Origin of the sequence: Pseudomonas sp. Fl4BN1 (assembly GCF_009908285.1) — a bacterium.
Lineage (GTDB): Bacteria > Pseudomonadota > Gammaproteobacteria > Pseudomonadales > Pseudomonadaceae > Aquipseudomonas.
The window spans coordinates 89,148-105,569 of sequence record NZ_JAAARM010000008.1 but is presented as its reverse complement, the minus strand read 5'-3'; the positions used below and the strand labels follow the sequence as shown (position 1 = coordinate 105,569).

Below are 16,422 nucleotides of genomic sequence, written 5' to 3'. Positions count from 1 at the left end.
CGACTGGAGTGTCGAATGGACGTTATCCGCGAGTTTCCCCACCCGATCCGCGAGATCGAGCACTGCCTGATCCCCCTGCGTGACGGCACCCACTTAGCTGCGCGTATCTGGCTACCGGCCAGTGCCGGGGTCGAGCGCTACCCGGCGATCCTTGAGTATCTCCCTTATCGCAAGCGCGACGGCACCGCCGTACGCGATGCCCTGAGCCATCCGTGGATGGCCGGCCAGGGCTACGTCTGCGTGCGGGTAGACATGCGTGGCAACGGTGAATCCCAAGGACTGATGGCCGACGAATACCTGCCCCAGGAACAACAAGACGCCCTGGAAGTGCTCGACTGGCTCTGCGCGCAGCCCTGGTGCGACGGCAACCTGGGGATGATGGGCATTTCCTGGGGCGGCTTCAACAGCCTGCAAGTGGCGGCCCTGCAGCCCGAGGCGTTGAAGGCAATCATTACCTTGTGCTCCACCGATGACCGCTACGCCGATGACATTCATTACAAAGGCGGTAACCTGCTGATGGAGAATCAGGGCTGGGCGGCGACCATGCTCAACTTCAGCGCCGCCGTTCCAGACCCATTGCTGGTGGACGACTGGCAGGCCCTCTGGCAGCAGCGCCTGGACGCCATGCCGATGCTTGCCGAAACCTGGTTGCAACATCAGACCCGCGACGATTACTGGCGCCAAGGCTCCGTGTGCGAGGACTACGCGGCGATCAAGGCCGCGGTGTACTGCGTCGGTGGCTGGGGCGATGCCTACAAGAACAGCGTGCCACGGCTGATGCAGCACCTGAGCAGCCCGAAGAAAGCCATGCTCGGGCCGTGGATTCACAAGTATCCGCACTTTGCGGTGCCCAACCCGGCCATCGGTTTTCTCCAGGAAGCCAAGCGCTGGTGGGACCACTGGCTCAAGGGCATCAACAACGGAGTGATGGACGAGCCGGCCTGCGCCTTCTATTTGCAGGATGCCGTGGCGCCTAAAGGCAGCTACGCCGAACGCCCGGGTGCCTGGGTACAAACCGCTGGCTGGCCCGATCCACAAGTGCAGTGGCAAGACTTCAGCCTCAGCGACAACGGACTGGTGGCCGGTACCCGGGGCTTGAGTCAGCAACGTAGCGTCTGCTCGCCCCTGACCACCGGCCTGCACCAGGGCGAGTACTGCGCCATCTGGTTCGGCCCGGATGGTCCTACCGATCAGCGTCGAGATGACGCTCACTCGCTGTGCTTCGACAGCGCGCCCCTGGACCAGCCCATGGATCTGCTGGGTGATGTACGCCTCGACCTGCGCTTGACGTCGGACAAGTCGTGCGGGCAGATCGTCGCTCGGCTGAATGCCGTGGCCCCCGATGGCCAGGTGGCACAGATCACCTACGGCACCCTGAACCTCAACCTGCGGGATGATTTTGCAGTGGCCAATCCACCGGTGCCCGACGAGCCGCTGCAGGTTCGCTTCAACCTGGATCACGTGGGTTATCGCCTGCCCGCCGGCTATCGCCTGCGCCTGGCCCTGAGCACGGCAAGCTTCCCGTTACTGTGGCCTAGCCGCGAGCTGGCCACCCTGACCCTGCTGCCCGAAGTGCAAAGTGTGCAACTGCCGGTGTTTACCGGGAAACCGGTGGACTGTCCTTTCGAGGCTCCGCAAAGCGCGCCGCCGGCCAACCTGGAAATCATCCGCGCCGCCGCCCCCAAGCGCACCCTCAGCGAGGACGTGGGCAGTGGCGAAGTCTGTGTGCGTATCGACGACGATCTGGGCGCCATGCGTTTTCTCGATCATGGCCTGTGGGTCGACCAGCGCTGCACCGAGCAATATCGCACCCTGCCCTGGGACCCGCTGTCGACCCGAGCGGATATCCAGTGGAATTACCGCGTCGGCCGCGGTTCATGGGCGGTCGAGGTAGACAGCACCTTGCACCTGCAGGCCGATGCCCAGTGGTTCTATCTGCAAGCAGAGCAAATGGCACGGCTCGACGGCCAGCAGATCCATCATCGCCAGTGGCAGAAACGGATTGCCCGATCCACGCTGTAAAGCGTGGCAGGATGCCCAATTTCTGAGAATTGGCGGGTGGCCCGGAACGCTACCCGCCCCAGCAGACGGGTACCCGCATGTCACGTCGCAATGTCGATCTTCCACCGCTGAACTGCCTGCAGCCCTTCGAGGCCGTGGCCCGTCACCTGAGCTTTACTCGGGCCGCCCAGGAACTGAACCTGACCCAGAGCGCCGTGAGCCGCCAGATCAAGCGACTGGAGGAAAACCTCGCGCGCCCACTGTTCCACCGTCACACCCTGGGCATCAGTCTGACCCCGGCGGGGGAGCGCTACTTTCGTACCATCCAACGCCTGCTGCGGGAGCTGGACCGCGAATCCGCCGAACTGCGTCGGCGCGGCGCCGAGCGTCAACTGACCCTGGCCAGCACGCCGACCATCAGCTCGATCTGGCTGGCACGCCTGCTGCCGCAATTCCAGAACCTGTTCCCGGACCTGGACATCCGCATCCTGTGCAGTGAAAGCCCATTGCACCTGGACGTCAGCGAGTACGACCTGGGGCTGTTCTATCACCTCGACGAACTGCCGGCGCCTCTGGGGCTGGAGCTGACCCCGGTATTTGCCAGTGAACAGGTGATCTGCATCTGCAACCCAGGCTACCTGAGCCGCAAAGGGCCGATTCGCGACCCGCAGCACCTGCTGGAAGAACACCGCCTGCTGATCGTCGAAGACCACTATCACGACTGGCTGACCTGGGCCGACTGGTTCAGCGCAGTGGGCGCCACTTACCAATCGCCGCAACACGCCCTGCGCACCAACAGCTACCAATTGCTGATGCAGTCGGCGGTGATGGGCCAGGGCGTAGCCCTGGGCTGGGAAAGCCTGCTGCAAGGCGAACTCGCCGCCGGACGCCTGCAATTGGCGTTGCCGAACCGCATGCTCAGCCGCGGGCGCCTGAACCTGATGCAACCCCACCACCGCAACCCACCACCCGCCGTGCGCCGCTTTCGCCAGTGGCTGCTGGAAAACACCCTTCCCTCCAACGAAATCGGTCCCTGACCGCCATTGCTGACGAATTCATGAACCTGACCCTGCTGACGTTCCCCGCGCTCTACTGCGCCACCATCCTGATGCTCACGGGCAATGGATTGTTCTTCAGTTTTATCGGCCTGCGCCTGACCCATGAGGGCGTTGACGAACTGTGGATCGGCGGCCTCACCGCTGCCTACTACGCGGGCATGGTCTGCGGCGCCAAGTTCGGCCACCAGATGATCGCCGCCGTCGGTCATATCCGCTCCTACGTGGCCTGCGCCGGCGCCGCGACGATGATCGTCCTGTTGCACATTCTGTTCGAGGACTTGTGGCTGTGGCTGGTACTGCGCTTCATCACCGGTCTGGTGATGATGAACCAGTACATGGTGATCGAGAGCTGGCTCAACGAGCAGGCGGACAACAACCAGCGCGGCGCAGTGTTTGCCGGCTACATGGTGGCGGTGTCCCTGGGGTTGATCCTCGGCCAGAGCGTATTGATCTGGCGCCCGGAACTGGACTTCAAACCCTTGCTGATCGTCGCTCTGTGTTTTGCCGCCTGCCTGCTGCCAGTGGCCCTGACCCGGCGCTTGCATCCAGCCAAACTGGTGGCGGCACCACTGCAGATCAGCTTCTTCTGGCGCCGTGTCCCCCAAGCCCTGAGCACCGTGTTCGTCACAGGGCTGATGGTCGGTTCCTTCTACGCCCTGGCCCCGGTATTCATCACCCTCCGTGGCCTGGACACCGCCCAGGCCAGCACCTTCGTCGCCGTGGCGATCTTTGCCGGGCTCTGCGGCCAGTGGCCGATCGGCTGGCTGTCGGACCGTATCGACCGTTCACGGCTAATTCGTGGCTGCGCGGTAACCCTGTGCCTTGTGGCGGTACCGCTGTGGGGGCTGTTCGATCTATCTTTTACGGTGTTGTTGCTGTTCGGTTTCCTCAGCGGCCTGCTGCTTTTCACCCTGTATCCGCTGGCCGTGGCCCTGGCCAACGACAATATCGAGCAGCCCCGGCGCGTGGCCCTGAGCGCCATGCTCCTGGCCACCCACGGGGTAGGTGCCTGCCTGGGACCACTGCTCTGCGGCGCGCTGATGAACCTCTATGGGCACAACGCCTTTTACATGGTGTTTTCCCTGTGCGCCCTGCTGCTGGTTTGGCGCGTACAGCCGAACCAGGTCACCGGGGAATTCCTGGTTGAGGGTGCGCCCCTGCAGCACGTGGCCATGCCCGAACATCCGGTCAGCGTGCTGGCCGCCACCTTGGACCCACGGGTGGATGAAGTGCCTGAGGAGTTGCTGATCCATGAGGCTGCCCAGGATGAAGCGCCCCATAGAAAGGAAAAACTCGAAGCCTGACCCCGCACTCCCAGGACTGAGGGCAATGGGACACTGAGCCGGTTTTCTCGCACATTCGGCTCATTCAATGAGTCAAATAGGTGATGCATTCGCTCCCAGAGAATCCGTCCATGGACCATTCGCGCCAGGCCTGGCAACCCCTACCTGGCACAGTTTCGACTGGCAGGCTGAATATCTTGCCCCGCTTTGCGTGAATGCGTCCAAGTGCAAGGACGCTTGTTGCGGATATCGGGAGTGGTGGGCCAGGAGCTCTGAGCCCAGAGTGAACTGGACGCTCTGTTGCAGAACAGCTTTGCCTCATGGGCCGCGCCGCCGTACCCGCTGCGCACCTTGTGTTCCGGCCTCTTCATCGCGACGGGAAAAAGTCCGTGGAAAGTCACCTCCCAAGGTCCTGAGCAGGCGCGCCAGCGAGCCCTTCTCATTTGCCCGAAACCCCGGTGTCTGCTAGTGTCGCGCCGGTTTAACGTCAACCGGGATAGCCGCCATGGCCCGCAAAAAAGCTGCCTTAGATTTCGAACAATCCCTCGCCGACCTGCAAACCCTGGTCGAGCGTCTGGAGAACGGCGAGCTGTCGCTGGAAGACTCATTGACCGCTTTCGAGCAAGGCATCGGCCTGACCCGTGACTGCCAGGCCGCCCTGGCCCAGGCCGAGCAGAAAGTACAGATCCTGCTGGAGCGCGATGGCGAGCTGGCGGAACAGCCCTTCGATGCGGAACAGCCAGAATGATTTCCGCCTATCAGGCCACCAGTCAGGCCCGCGTCGACGCTGCAATGCAAACCCTGTTCATTGCTCCAAGCCCCGAACTTGCCCGCCTCTATGAAGCCATGCGCTACAGCGTGATGAATGGTGGCAAACGAGTGCGCCCACTGTTGGCCTATGCCGCCTGCGAGGCTCTGGGCGGCAAGCCCGAGCAAGCCAACGGCGCAGCCTGTGCGGTGGAACTGATTCACGCTTACTCGCTGGTGCACGACGACCTGCCGGCGATGGACGACGACGACCTGCGTCGCGGCCAGCCCACCACTCACAAGGCCTTCGACGAAGCCTGCGCGATCCTTGCCGGTGACGGCCTGCAGAGCCTGGCCTTCAGTGCCCTGCTGGACCCGCAGTTGAGCGACGCCAGCGCCGAGATCCGCCTGCGCATGGTCACCACCCTGGCCCTGGCCGCAGGCCCTGCGGGGATGGTCGGCGGCCAGGCCATCGACCTCGGCTCGGTGGGCCTCAAGCTCGATCAGCAGGCTCTGGAGTACATGCACCGGCACAAGACCGGCGCCCTGATCGAGGCCAGCGTGATCCTCGGCGCCCTGGCCAGCGGCATGGCGGAGAAAGACGAACTGAAGTCCTTGCAGACCTATGCCCGAGCCATCGGCCTGGCGTTCCAGGTGCAGGACGACATCCTCGACGTCGAAAGCGATACCGCGACCCTGGGCAAACGCCAGGGCGCCGACATTGCCCGGGACAAGCCAACCTACCCGGCGTTGCTGGGCCTGGCCGCCGCCAAGGAATACGCCCTGGAACTGCGCGACCAGGCGCTGCACGCCCTGCGTCCGTTTGACGCAGCGGCCGAGCCCCTGCGCGAGCTGGCGCGGTATATCGTCGAGCGCCGCAGCTGATCGGCGGCCCGCACCCGGACCGCATATCGGCCAAGTTCGGTGCTCTGCGTGGGCAGCTTGCGATGCATAAGGTAAACTGCCGCCTCTTTCTATACCTATAACGATTCGCCTGATGCCCACGACGTTTCATGAGATTCCCCGCAAACGCCCGACCACGCCGCTGCTCGACCGTGCCAAGACGCCGGACGGCCTGCGCCGGTTAGGTGAAGCCGAGCTGGAAACCCTGGCCGATGAATTGCGCCTGGAATTGCTCTACACGGTCGGCCAGACCGGTGGGCACTTCGGTGCCGGCCTCGGGGTCATCGAGCTGACCATCGCGTTGCATTACGTATTCGACACCCCGGACGACCGGCTGGTGTGGGACGTGGGTCATCAGGCCTATCCGCACAAGATCCTCACCGGTCGCCGCGAACAAATGGCCACCCTGCGCCAGAAAGACGGCCTGGCCGCTTTCCCCCGGCGCTCCGAGAGCGAGTACGACACCTTTGGCGTCGGCCACTCCAGCACCTCCATCAGTGCCGCGCTGGGCATGGCCATTGCCGCCCGCCTGCAGAACAGCGAGCGCAAGGCTATCGCGGTGATCGGCGACGGCGCCCTTACTGCTGGCATGGCCTTCGAGGCCCTGAACCACGCGCCGGAAGTGGACGCCAACATGCTGGTGATCCTCAACGACAACGACATGTCGATCTCGCGCAATGTCGGCGGCCTGTCCAACTACCTGGCCAAGATCCTCTCCAGCCGCACCTACGCCAGCATGCGCGAGGGCAGCAAGAAGGTCCTGTCGCGCCTGCCAGGCGCCTGGGAAATCGCCCGCCGTACTGAAGAGTACGCCAAGGGCATGCTGGTACCCGGCACCCTGTTCGAAGAGCTGGGCTGGAACTACATCGGCCCCATCGATGGCCACGACCTGCCGACCCTGATCGCCACTCTGCGCAACATGCGCGATCTCAAGGGGCCGCAGTTCCTGCATGTGGTGACCAAGAAGGGCAAGGGCTTCGCCCCGGCGGAAGTCGACCCGATCGGCTACCACGCCATCACCAAGCTGGAACCTCTGGACGCTCCGGCCGCTGCGCCGAAAAAGGCCGGCGGACCGAAGTACTCCGGCGTGTTCGGCGAGTGGCTGTGTGACATGGCCGCCGCCGACCCGCGGCTGGTGGGCATTACCCCTGCGATGAAGGAAGGCTCCGACCTGGTGGCTTTCAGCGAGCGTTTCCCGCTGCGCTACTTCGACGTGGCAATTGCCGAACAGCACGCGGTGACCCTGGCGGCCGGCATGGCCTGCGAAGGTGCCAAGCCGGTGGTGGCGATCTACTCCACTTTCCTCCAGCGCGGCTACGACCAACTGATCCACGACGTGGCGGTGCAGAACCTCGACGTGCTGTTCGCCATCGACCGCGCAGGCCTGGTGGGCGAAGACGGCCCGACCCACGCCGGCAGCTTTGACCTGTCCTACTTGCGCTGCATCCCCGGCATGCTGGTGATGACCCCAAGCGACGAGAATGAACTGCGCAAGATGCTCAGCACCGGCCACCTGTACAACGGCCCGGCGGCCGTGCGTTACCCACGCGGTACTGGCCCCAATGCGCCGATCGACAAGGACCTGGAGCCGATCGAGATCGGCAAGGGCCTGATCCGTCGCCAAGGTCGACAAGTCGCTCTGCTGGTGTTCGGCGTGCAACTGGCCGAAGCCCTGCTAGTGGCCGAGAAACTCGACGCCACCGTGGTCGACATGCGCTTCGTCAAGCCTCTGGATGAAGCCCTGGTCCGCGAAATTGCCGCCAGCCACGAACTGCTGGTGACTATCGAAGAAAACGCCATCATGGGCGGCGCCGGTGGCGCGGTCAGTGAATTCATGGCCCGCGAAAGCATCCTCAAGCCGATTCTGCACCTGGGTCTGCCGGACGCTTATGTCGAGCACGCCAAGCCGGCGCAGATGCTTGCCGAATGTGGCCTCGACGAGGCCGGCATCGAGGCCGCGGTGCGCCAGCGCCTGCAACTGCTGGGCCTGTCGTAAACTCTCTAGCGAATGCAGGGCCTGCCCTCCGGGCCCTGTAGCCCTGCGCGACTCGCCCGCATCGGCAACCTGGGTGCCGCATTCCCCGATTCTTGCGGCCAAGGCCCCCGCCGCGCTAATGGAATAGCCATGAAACTCTCTCGCCTTGCCCTGCCCCTGTGCCTCCTGCCCTGTGCCGATTTGCTCGCAGACACTTTTGAACGCGATCAAGCCCTGAAACTTCCGGAGACGCTGATCAGTGCCAATCGCCAGGTACAGGCACGCAACGACAGCAGCGCCGCCAACAGCGTATTCACCCGGGAAGAAATCGATCGCCTGCAACCCAGCAGCCTGATCGACCTGCTGCAACGGGTGCCGGGGGTGCAGGTCGCCCAGAGTGGCGGGCGTGGTAGTCCGCCGAACATTTTCATCCGTGGCACCAACTCGGCCCAGAGCCTGGTATTGGTAGACGGCCAACGCATCAGCAGCTCCTCGTCCGGCGACAGCAACCTGCAATTCATCAGCGTCGACCAGATCGAGCGCGTGGAAGTACTGCGCGGCTCACGCTCGGCCCTCTACGGCAGTGATGCCTTGGGTGGCGTAATCCAGATATTTACTCGGCGCGGCACCGAGTCTGGGCTGCACGGGCGCATGCACGTTGGTGTCGGCAGCAACCAGACCTGGGAGCGCAGCCTGGGGCTGTCCGGCGGTGATCAACAGACGCGCTTCAGCCTGGGCGCCAGCCTGGATGAAACTGCCGGGATCGACTGGACTCGTGAGTCATTCCCCAGCGACGCCGACCACGATGGTTATCGCAACAAATCGTTGAGCTTCACCCTCAGCCACGCGCTGAGTGATGACCTGGAGGCGGGGTTCAACCTGCTGGATAACCGTGGTCGTACGCGCTATGACAACCCTTTTGGTCGCTACGACTCAAACTACAACGTCTTCGAGCAGGACCCCTACACCGACTTCAGCGTCAGTAGCGTCAGCGGGTATCTCGACGCAACCATCAACGACCGCTGGCAGTCGCGGATAGAACTGGGGCACAGCGAGAACCGCGATCTCAAACGCGACAAGCTCAGTGACGAGCGCAGTGTATTCAATACCTATCGGGACTCACTCAACTGGCAGAACGATCTGCGCCTGAACGACCAGAACAGCCTGATCGTCGGAGCCGACTGGTATGAAGACCGGCTCAATACCAGCCCAGCCCGATTTGCCGAGGACAGCCGCTGGAACCGCGCCGCCTTTATCCAGCACCGCTTTCGCGGGGACAGCTTCTCCACCGAGCTGGGCCTGCGTCGCGACCAGAATCAGCAATATGGCGGGCAAAACACCTGGAGCGGCACCTTCACCCTGCCGCTGAATCCGGACAACGACCTGCTGCTGTCCTACAGCGAAGGCTTTCGGGCACCGAACTTCAGTGATCTGTACTACCCGGGATACGACAATCCCAACCTCAAGCCAGAACACTCAAAGAGCTATGAACTGCAATGGCGCAGCCAACTAAGCGAAAGCAGCCGCCTGGAGGCCTCGCTTTATCGCACAGACATCAAGGATGCTATTACCCCTGATGCCAGGTACCGCCCACAGAACATTGGCTCCGCGCGCATTAACGGTTTCGAGGCAAGTCTCAAACAAGAGATATTGGGTTGGCAGAGCAACCTTGGGTTGGCGATCATCGACCCCAGGGATCGTGACACCGGACACACCCTGAACCGACGTGCACGGCGCACGTTGAGCCTGGATCTGGATCGGCAATTTGATCGATTGGGACTCGGTGCCAGCTGGCAGGCAATTAGCAGTAGTTACAACGACATGGAGAATCGATTCTCGATCCCCGGCTATAGCCTGTTCGGCCTGCGCAGCAGCTGGGCGGTCAACAATGAAATCAAGCTGGACCTGAAGCTCGACAATCTTTTCGACAAGTCCTACACGCGCGCGCTCTACAGCTACCAGGGCAGCGACTATGGCTACCGCACCGAAGGCCGCACCTGGATGCTCGGCGTGACCTGGACGCCGGAGCTGTAAGATCCGCCGCCTTCGCCGGCAAGCCGGCTCCTACAGTGATGGCGTAGGGCCGGCGAACAGGGCTCAGCGCTCAGGCGCGATCAATGCACAGAGCTTGGCAGTCGCGGCAATCATTTGCCCGCTGGGCCGTTCCAGTCCTTTATCAGTCACCAGCAACAAGCGTCCTTGCTTGACCGCAGCAATCTGCGGCCAGGCCTTCCAGGCATCCAACTGCCCCTGAGCAGTGGCCAGGATCACCTGCGGGTTGCGCTGCAACACCGCTTCGACGCTGACTTGAGGCGCCGGTAACTGCTGGTCGGCAAATACATTGCGGGCACCGCAGACGCTCAGCGCTTCACTGATGATCTGCCCGCCACCCACGGTGTACAGCGGCTGATCCCAGACTTGATAGAACACCGCCAAGGGGGGCTCGCGATGATAGCGCGCGCGCAACCGACTCAATTGCCGACTCAACTGCGCCGCTAGTTGCTGGCCAGCCGCAGGCCGCCCCAGGCGCTCGCCGATCTCGGCGATCTGCGCAATCAGTTGCTGAAGGTCATGGGGTTCGGCGACGTAGATGGCAATCCCCAGGCGCGACAGCTGTTCGCGCTGGGCCGGGCCCACACTGCCCGGCCAGAGCAGCAGCAAGTCGGGTTTGAGACTGAGCAGCCGCTCCATATCCAGTTGACCATAGCGCCCCACCGAAGGCAGACCCGCGATCTGTGGCGGACGCTCGCCGGCATCCAACACGCCGACCAGCAGCTCGGCGGCGCCTAATTCGACAACGATTTCCGAGAGCGAAGGCGCCAAGCTAACGACCCGCGGCGCCGCCAGTGCGGGAACGCTGGCCAGCAGGCACAGAAGCGCCAGCCAACGCAGCATCAGGCGAGTTGACGCGGGATACGGTAAAGGTAGAACAGCACTGCGCTGGACAGCGCCAGCAGCATTAGCGGCACTGCTTCCAGGCCGACGAATACCGCCAGGGCACCAATCCAGGCCGGCAACGAGGCTGCCAGGAAGGCCGCGCGACGCCGAGCTGCCAGGGTGATCCAGGCAGCCGGCTCATCAGGGGTGTCGAGGGCTTTACCGGCGGCGATCAAGGCATGCTTGTAGCCGTTGAAGAAACGCAGGCTGACGAACATCGAGGCCGTGCCGGCGATAAAGAACGGCATCGCCAGCACCGGCATGATCGCTTCGCCCTTGCCGAACACCGCATTGATCACGAACAAAGGCAACAAGGCCAACGCCAGGTACTGCCACCAACTGACGGTCAGCCGTCGGCGCACTTGACCCCGAGTCACAGGCGGTCGACCTCACCCTGGTGCTCGTTGCCCATCATGTGGTCGAGCTTGCTGGCCTTGGTCGCCAGGTACAACTTGTTGTGGGGGTTGTGACCGGTGTGCAGAGGAACGCGCTCGGCGACCTGGATGCCCATCTCGGTCAATGCCTTGACCTTGCGCGGATTGTTGGTCATCAGCCGCAGGGACTTGACCCCCAGGTGCTCGAGCATCGGCAGGCACATGGCGTAGTCACGCTGGTCGGCAGCAAACCCCAGGCGCTCGTTGGCTTCAACGGTGTCCGCGCCGCCATCTTGCAGCTCATAGGCGCGGATCTTGTTCAGCAGACCAATGCCGCGGCCTTCCTGGCGCAGGTACAAAATGACGCCACGACCTTCACGAGCAACGGCCTGCATGGCGGCTTCCAGTTGCGAACCACAGTCGCAGCGCTGGCTGAACAAGGCATCGCCGGTCAGGCATTCGGAGTGCAAGCGACCGAGCACCGGTGCGCCATCGGCGATGTCGCCAAGGCTGAGCACTACATGTTCACGGCCGGTGGCTTGATCGAGAAAACCATGCATGGTGAATTGCGCAAAAGGGGTTGGCAGCTTGCAAGCGGCAACAAAAACGACGGGCACTGTTGTGCTCCTGATCTGTATGAGGACTCAAGATTCGCAGAGGCGGCATTGTAACAGCAGCCTCCACTGGGTGCTTAGGCTGAATTATCGGAGATAAAGATCGATAAGTTTGATCAACGGGCTGCCGGGCGCCGCTCCCCGTCAAAGGGATAAGGCTGCTTCCAACGCGCGAATATCGGCCGCAATTGGCCCGTGCTCACCAACTGTTCCATGCGCCGGTCATACAGCGCCAGCAGCTCGCGCCCTCGCGGGTTACTGGCAAAACCCAGGTAAAGCGGCAGCTCGGTCAGGTGGGTGCGCTTGAACTGGCCGGGGTTCTGGGCCTGCCCCAGCACGTAGTCGATCTCGGTCTGGGAGTCGATGTAGTAGTCAGCCCGGCTGTACAGCAGCATCGGCAGGATGCCGATCCTCCGGCGAATCTCGTTGTAACGGTGAACGTTGGGCAGGTAGTCCTGGTACTTGTAGCCACGCACCCAGACCAGCCGATAGCTGCCCAGGCTCGCCAGGTTCAACTCGGGATTGCTGGCCAGCCCCAGAGCATAGATGTGGTCAGTATCGTAGTTGCGCTCCGGGTAGAGCACCCCGGGCGACTCATCACGGTAAGCCCCCACTTGGGCATCCACTTCACCCCGCTGCACCAGCCCCACCGAACGGGTATAGGGCACGCTGCAGCGTTCAATGCGGATTCCCAGGGGCTCGAAGACTTCCCGCAGGATCTCCCAGGCCAAGCCCTGGCCGTTGGCTTCGGTGTACTGGCTCCACTCCTCGCTGGCAATGCGGATGGACTGGGGCGGCGCCTGCAACTCACTGGCCCGGACGCTACTGCAGCTCCAGACGACCAGCAACAGCAGCAGCGCGCGACAGACACCCATTGCCTTGCCCCTCAGCTAAAACACCACACCAGCCCTTGCATCGCCAGCCAGGCAAACACACCAGCCAGGACGTCGTCGAGCATGATGCCGACGCCACCATGAACATGCCGGTCGATCCAGCGAATCGGCCAGGGCTTGAGAATGTCGAAAAAGCGGAATGCCAGGAATCCCGCCAGCAACCAGTACCAGCCTTCAGGCACCAGCCACAGGGTGATCCACATACCGACCATTTCGTCCCAGACGATGCCTTCGTGGTCATGTACTCGCAGATCATCGGCAACCTTGCCGCACAGCCAGAAGCCGAACAGCATGGTGACGCCGAGCATCAACCAATAACCCCAATCCGGCAGCATCTGCCACAACGGGATAAAGGGTAGCGCAACCAGCGAACCCCAGGTGCCCGGAGCCTTGGGCAAGGTGCCGGAGCCAAAGCCGAAAGCCAGGAAATGCCAGGGATTGCGCCAGACCGATGGCGGCACGAACTCCGCAGGGAGCTGTTTTGGATGATCTGTCACGGTGTCTCCGGAAAATGTTGATAACCCCGGATGCCCGGGGTGATGTCCTGTCCGCCGGCATCCAGCAGTGTCACCCCTTGCCCGGCCACCACCCGTCCAACCACATGCACCGGCCAACCTGCAGCCAACAGCGGCGCAAGCTCGGCAGGCGGCAGAGTGAAGGCCAGCACGTAGTCGTCGCCGCCACTCAAGGCGGCAGCACGAGCGCCCCGCTCGCCAAGAAAGCTCAGCAGCGCCGCAGACAAGGGCAGCCTTTCGACCTCCACCTGCAGACCGACTGCCGACGCTGCGGCAATGTGCCCACAATCGGCCAACAGACCATCTGAGATGTCCAGGGCGGAGCTGGCCTTGCCACGCAAGGCCTGGCCCAGGGCTAACTGTGGCTGCGGCGACCAGTAATGAGCCAGCAGCGGATCGGCCACGGCCGGTTCGGCGCGACGCTGTCCCAACACCAGGGGCAAGGCGCCAGCGGCATTACCCAGCTCACCGCCGACACATAGAAGGTCACCCTCGCGGGCGCCGCTGCGGGTCAGGGCAAGGCCTGCGGGCACACGTCCGAACACCGTCAAGGTCAAGGTCAGGGGGCCGCGTGTGGTGTCGCCACCGACCAAGCGCACACCGCAGTTTTGGGCCATGGCGTTCAAACCGCGGGCATAGGCCTGCAGCCAATCGGTGCTTACCGTCGGCAGGGTCAGGGCAAGGGTAAAGGCCAGCGGGGTGGCGCCCATGGCAGCCAGGTCGCTGACAGCCACCGCCAAGGAGCGTTGGCCTAAAAGAAACGGTTCGCAGGGATCGGCGAAATGCACTCCGGCCACCAGGGTGTCGGTGGAAATCGCCAACTGCTCGCCAGGAGCAACTGCCAGCAAGGCGCAGTCATCACCGATCCCTAGAACAACACCTTCGCCGCCCTGCGCACAGGGCGCGGCAGCGAAGAAATTACGGATCAGCTCAAACTCGCCCATGGCAGCTGCAAGCGCGGATCAGCGCTTGAACGCCTTCACTTCAGCTTCACGCAGGCGCGGGGCCAGCTTGTCGAGAACACCGTTGACGAACTTGTGGCCGTCGGTGGAACCGAAGACCTTGGCCAGTTCGATACCCTCGTTGATCACCACGCGGTACGGCACGTCGACGCGCTTGAGCAGCTCCCAGGTCGACAGGCGCAGGACCGCCAGTTCAACCGGGTCCAACTCGTCGATGGCCAGGTCCAGGCAAGGCACGAGAGCAGTATCGATCTCGTTCTTGTGGGCCGGAACCCCGTGCAGGATCTCGCGGAAGTAGGCACCGTCGATGTCAGTGAAATCGTTGTCGACCCGAAACTGAGCTTCGATCTCGTTCAGCGAATGCTTGGCCATGTGCCATTGATACAGCGCCTGGGTCGCGAGCTGACGAGCTTCACGACGCTTGACGCTCTTGGATGGCTTGCCAGCACTGGCAGGCTTGGGATCGCGTGGGTTGAAACGATCGCTATCGTCGCTAATCACTTGGCCTCCAACTGCGCCAGCAGGCTGACCATTTCCAGGGCGGACAAGGCGGCTTCAGCGCCTTTGTTACCGGCCTTGGTGCCGGAACGTTCAATGGCTTGTTCGATCGAGTCAACGGTCAACACGCCAAAGGCCACCGGCACGCCGAACTCCATGGACACCTGGGCCAGGCCCTTGGTGCATTCACCGGCCACGTATTCGAAGTGCGGAGTACCGCCACGAATGACCGCGCCCAGGGCGATGATCGCCGCGTAATCACCCTTCTGTGCGACTTTTTGCGCAACCAACGGAATTTCGAAGGCGCCAGGAGCACGGATGATGGTGATGTCGCTTTCGCTCACGCCGTGGCGAACCAGGGCGTCAACCGCGCCGCTGACCAGGCTCTCGACGACGAAGCTGTTGAAACGGCCGACCACCAGGGCATAGCGGCCTTTAGGGGCGATGAAGGTACCTTCGATGGTCTTCAGGGTCATTCGACAAATCTCTTAAAGAGCCAGGGCGTGTCTAGCACACGCCCTTTAGTGATATTTGAACCGCGAATTTCAAGCCAGAAACGACCGGCTTTTATTCGGAGGGCACGTATTCTACAACTTCCAGGTCGAAACCGGATATCGCATTAAACTTCATCGGTGCACTCATCAGGCGCATTTTGCGCACGCCCAGGTCCCGGAGGATCTGCGAACCGGCACCCACGATGCTGTAGGTGGTCGGTTTCTTCGGCGGCTGGTGATCGGCCGTTTCACGAATGTGCGCCAACAGTACGTCACCGTCCAATGGGTGACCCAGCAGCAGTACCACGCCACTGCCCGCCTCGGCCACGGTGGCCATGGCCGCCCGCAGGCTCCAGCGGCCCGGTTGCTTGACCATCAGCAGGTCGCGCAGCGGGTCCATGTTGTGCACCCGCACCAGGGTCGGTTCTTCAGCGCAGATCTCGCCCAGGGTCAGCGCCATGTGCACATCGCCTTCCACGGAATCACGATAGGTCACCAGGTTGAACTGGCCCAGTTCGCTGTCCAGGGGCTGCTCGGCAATCCGCTGAACGGTACGTTCGTGGATCATCCGGTAGTGGATCAGGTCGGCAATGGTGCCGATCTTGATCTTGTGTTCGGCGGCGAAGGCTTCCAGCTCGGTGCGACGGGACATGGTGCCGTCGTCGTTCATCACCTCGCAGATCACCCCACTCGGCTCGAAACCGGCCATGCGCGCCAGATCGCAGGCGGCCTCGGTGTGGCCGGCACGGGCCAGGGTACCGCCGGGCTGGGCCATCAGCGGGAAGATGTGGCCCGGGCTGACGATGTCCTCGGCCTTGGCGTCCTTGGCAGCGGCTGCCTGCACGGTACGCGCACGGTCAGCGGCGGAGATGCCGGTGGTGACGCCTTCGGTGGCCTCGATGGAGACAGTGAACTTGGTGCCGAAACCGGAGCCGTTGCGCGGCGCCATCAGCGGCAGCTTGAGCAGCTCGCAGCGCTCGCGGCTCATGGGCATGCAGATCAGGCCACGGGCGTGCTTGGCCATGAAGTTGATGTGTTCGGCCTTGCAGCACTCGGCGGCCATGATCAGGTCGCCTTCGTTCTCACGGTCTTCGTCATCCATGAGGATGACCATCTTGCCTTGGCGGATGTCTTCAACCAGTTCTTCGATGCTGTTGAGCGCCACTCG

The 16,422-nt window shown here is 62.9% G+C and carries 16 protein-coding genes; 7 read left to right on the top strand and 9 right to left on the bottom strand.

What is annotated here, in order from left to right:
* Positions 1-15 precede the first annotated feature (15 nt).
* From GV818_RS11530 to GV818_RS11500, 7 genes are all read left to right on the top strand, one after another.
* The gene (locus GV818_RS11530) at positions 16-2,022 is read left to right on the top strand and encodes a CocE/NonD family hydrolase (protein WP_161776602.1); all 2,007 of its coding nucleotides are present in this window, start codon (positions 16-18) and stop codon (positions 2,020-2,022) included.
* 77 nt (positions 2,023-2,099) lie between these two features.
* Positions 2,100-3,038, top strand: a complete 939-nt coding sequence (locus tag GV818_RS11525; RefSeq protein WP_161776601.1) for a LysR substrate-binding domain-containing protein — start codon at positions 2,100-2,102, stop codon at positions 3,036-3,038.
* Between the two features lie 20 nt (positions 3,039-3,058).
* Entirely contained in the window at positions 3,059-4,363 is a 1,305-nt protein-coding gene (locus tag GV818_RS11520) for an MFS transporter (RefSeq protein ID WP_161776600.1), read from the top strand.
* A gap of 484 nt (positions 4,364-4,847) precedes the next feature.
* Positions 4,848-5,090, top strand: coding sequence for an exodeoxyribonuclease VII small subunit (locus tag GV818_RS11515; RefSeq protein WP_011063724.1), 243 nt, complete (start codon positions 4,848-4,850; stop codon positions 5,088-5,090).
* Entirely contained in the window at positions 5,087-5,974 is an 888-nt protein-coding gene (gene ispA / locus GV818_RS11510) for a (2E,6E)-farnesyl diphosphate synthase (protein ID WP_161756575.1), read from the top strand. The genes GV818_RS11515 and ispA overlap by 4 nt, the downstream gene beginning before the upstream one ends.
* Positions 5,975-6,086: 112 nt before the next feature.
* Positions 6,087-7,988, top strand: coding sequence for a 1-deoxy-D-xylulose-5-phosphate synthase (gene dxs, locus GV818_RS11505; RefSeq protein ID WP_161756576.1), 1,902 nt, complete (start codon positions 6,087-6,089; stop codon positions 7,986-7,988).
* 129 nt (positions 7,989-8,117) lie between these two features.
* Positions 8,118-10,001 carry a TonB-dependent receptor domain-containing protein gene (locus tag GV818_RS11500; RefSeq protein WP_161776599.1) on the top strand — a complete coding sequence of 628 codons (1,884 nt, stop codon included), beginning with the start codon at positions 8,118-8,120 and terminating at the stop codon, positions 9,999-10,001.
* A 63-nt stretch (positions 10,002-10,064) separates the two neighbouring features.
* Here GV818_RS11500 and GV818_RS11495 read toward each other — a convergent pair whose 3' ends face one another.
* From GV818_RS11495 to ribBA, 9 genes are all read right to left on the bottom strand, one after another.
* Positions 10,065-10,862, bottom strand: coding sequence for a cobalamin-binding protein (locus tag GV818_RS11495; protein ID WP_161756578.1), 798 nt, complete (start codon positions 10,860-10,862; stop codon positions 10,065-10,067).
* Entirely contained in the window at positions 10,862-11,281 is a 420-nt protein-coding gene (locus GV818_RS11490; protein ID WP_161756579.1) for an MFS transporter, read from the bottom strand. Before GV818_RS11490 ends, GV818_RS11495 begins: the two co-directional genes overlap by 1 nt.
* A complete protein-coding gene (ribA, locus tag GV818_RS11485; protein WP_161756580.1) occupies positions 11,278-11,895 on the bottom strand; it encodes a GTP cyclohydrolase II in 618 nt (205 codons plus the stop codon). The genes GV818_RS11490 and ribA overlap by 4 nt, the downstream gene beginning before the upstream one ends.
* A gap of 113 nt (positions 11,896-12,008) precedes the next feature.
* Positions 12,009-12,767, bottom strand: coding sequence for a substrate-binding periplasmic protein (locus GV818_RS11480; RefSeq protein WP_161776598.1), 759 nt, complete (start codon positions 12,765-12,767; stop codon positions 12,009-12,011).
* A gap of 11 nt (positions 12,768-12,778) precedes the next feature.
* Complete coding sequence (locus tag GV818_RS11475) at positions 12,779-13,282, bottom strand: phosphatidylglycerophosphatase A family protein (RefSeq protein ID WP_161756582.1); 504 nt, start codon at positions 13,280-13,282, stop codon at positions 12,779-12,781.
* Entirely contained in the window at positions 13,279-14,244 is a 966-nt protein-coding gene (gene thiL, locus GV818_RS11470; protein ID WP_161756583.1) for a thiamine-phosphate kinase, read from the bottom strand. The genes GV818_RS11475 and thiL overlap by 4 nt, the downstream gene beginning before the upstream one ends.
* Before the next feature lie 18 nt (positions 14,245-14,262).
* Positions 14,263-14,763 carry a transcription antitermination factor NusB gene (gene nusB / locus GV818_RS11465; protein WP_161756584.1) on the bottom strand — a complete coding sequence of 167 codons (501 nt, stop codon included), beginning with the start codon at positions 14,761-14,763 and terminating at the stop codon, positions 14,263-14,265.
* The gene (ribH, locus tag GV818_RS11460) at positions 14,760-15,236 is read right to left on the bottom strand and encodes a 6,7-dimethyl-8-ribityllumazine synthase (RefSeq protein ID WP_161756585.1); all 477 of its coding nucleotides are present in this window, start codon (positions 15,234-15,236) and stop codon (positions 14,760-14,762) included. Before ribH ends, nusB begins: the two co-directional genes overlap by 4 nt.
* Before the next feature lie 91 nt (positions 15,237-15,327).
* Positions 15,328-16,419: a bifunctional 3,4-dihydroxy-2-butanone-4-phosphate synthase/GTP cyclohydrolase II gene (gene ribBA, locus GV818_RS11455; RefSeq protein ID WP_161756586.1), complete on the bottom strand. Its 1,092-nt coding sequence runs from the start codon at positions 16,417-16,419 to the stop codon at positions 15,328-15,330.
* Positions 16,420-16,422: the final 3 nt, after the last annotated feature.

Excerpts from the sequence above, each read along its gene's own strand:
- GV818_RS11530 (WP_161776602.1), top strand. The coding sequence starts at position 16 with ATGGACGTTATCCGCGAGTTTCCCCACCCGATCCGCGAGATCGAGCAC.
- GV818_RS11525 (WP_161776601.1), top strand. The coding sequence starts at position 2,100 with ATGTCACGTCGCAATGTCGATCTTCCACCGCTGAACTGCCTGCAGCCC.
- GV818_RS11520 (WP_161776600.1), top strand. The coding sequence starts at position 3,059 with ATGAACCTGACCCTGCTGACGTTCCCCGCGCTCTACTGCGCCACCATC.
- GV818_RS11515 (WP_011063724.1), top strand. The coding sequence starts at position 4,848 with ATGGCCCGCAAAAAAGCTGCCTTAGATTTCGAACAATCCCTCGCCGAC.
- ispA (WP_161756575.1), top strand. The coding sequence starts at position 5,087 with ATGATTTCCGCCTATCAGGCCACCAGTCAGGCCCGCGTCGACGCTGCA.
- dxs (WP_161756576.1), top strand. The coding sequence starts at position 6,087 with ATGCCCACGACGTTTCATGAGATTCCCCGCAAACGCCCGACCACGCCG.
- GV818_RS11500 (WP_161776599.1), top strand. The coding sequence starts at position 8,118 with ATGAAACTCTCTCGCCTTGCCCTGCCCCTGTGCCTCCTGCCCTGTGCC.
- GV818_RS11495 (WP_161756578.1), bottom strand. The coding sequence starts at position 10,862 with ATGCTGCGTTGGCTGGCGCTTCTGTGCCTGCTGGCCAGCGTTCCCGCA.
- GV818_RS11480 (WP_161776598.1), bottom strand. The coding sequence starts at position 12,767 with ATGGGTGTCTGTCGCGCGCTGCTGCTGTTGCTGGTCGTCTGGAGCTGC.
- thiL (WP_161756583.1), bottom strand. The coding sequence starts at position 14,244 with ATGGGCGAGTTTGAGCTGATCCGTAATTTCTTCGCTGCCGCGCCCTGT.
- ribH (WP_161756585.1), bottom strand. The coding sequence starts at position 15,236 with ATGACCCTGAAGACCATCGAAGGTACCTTCATCGCCCCTAAAGGCCGC.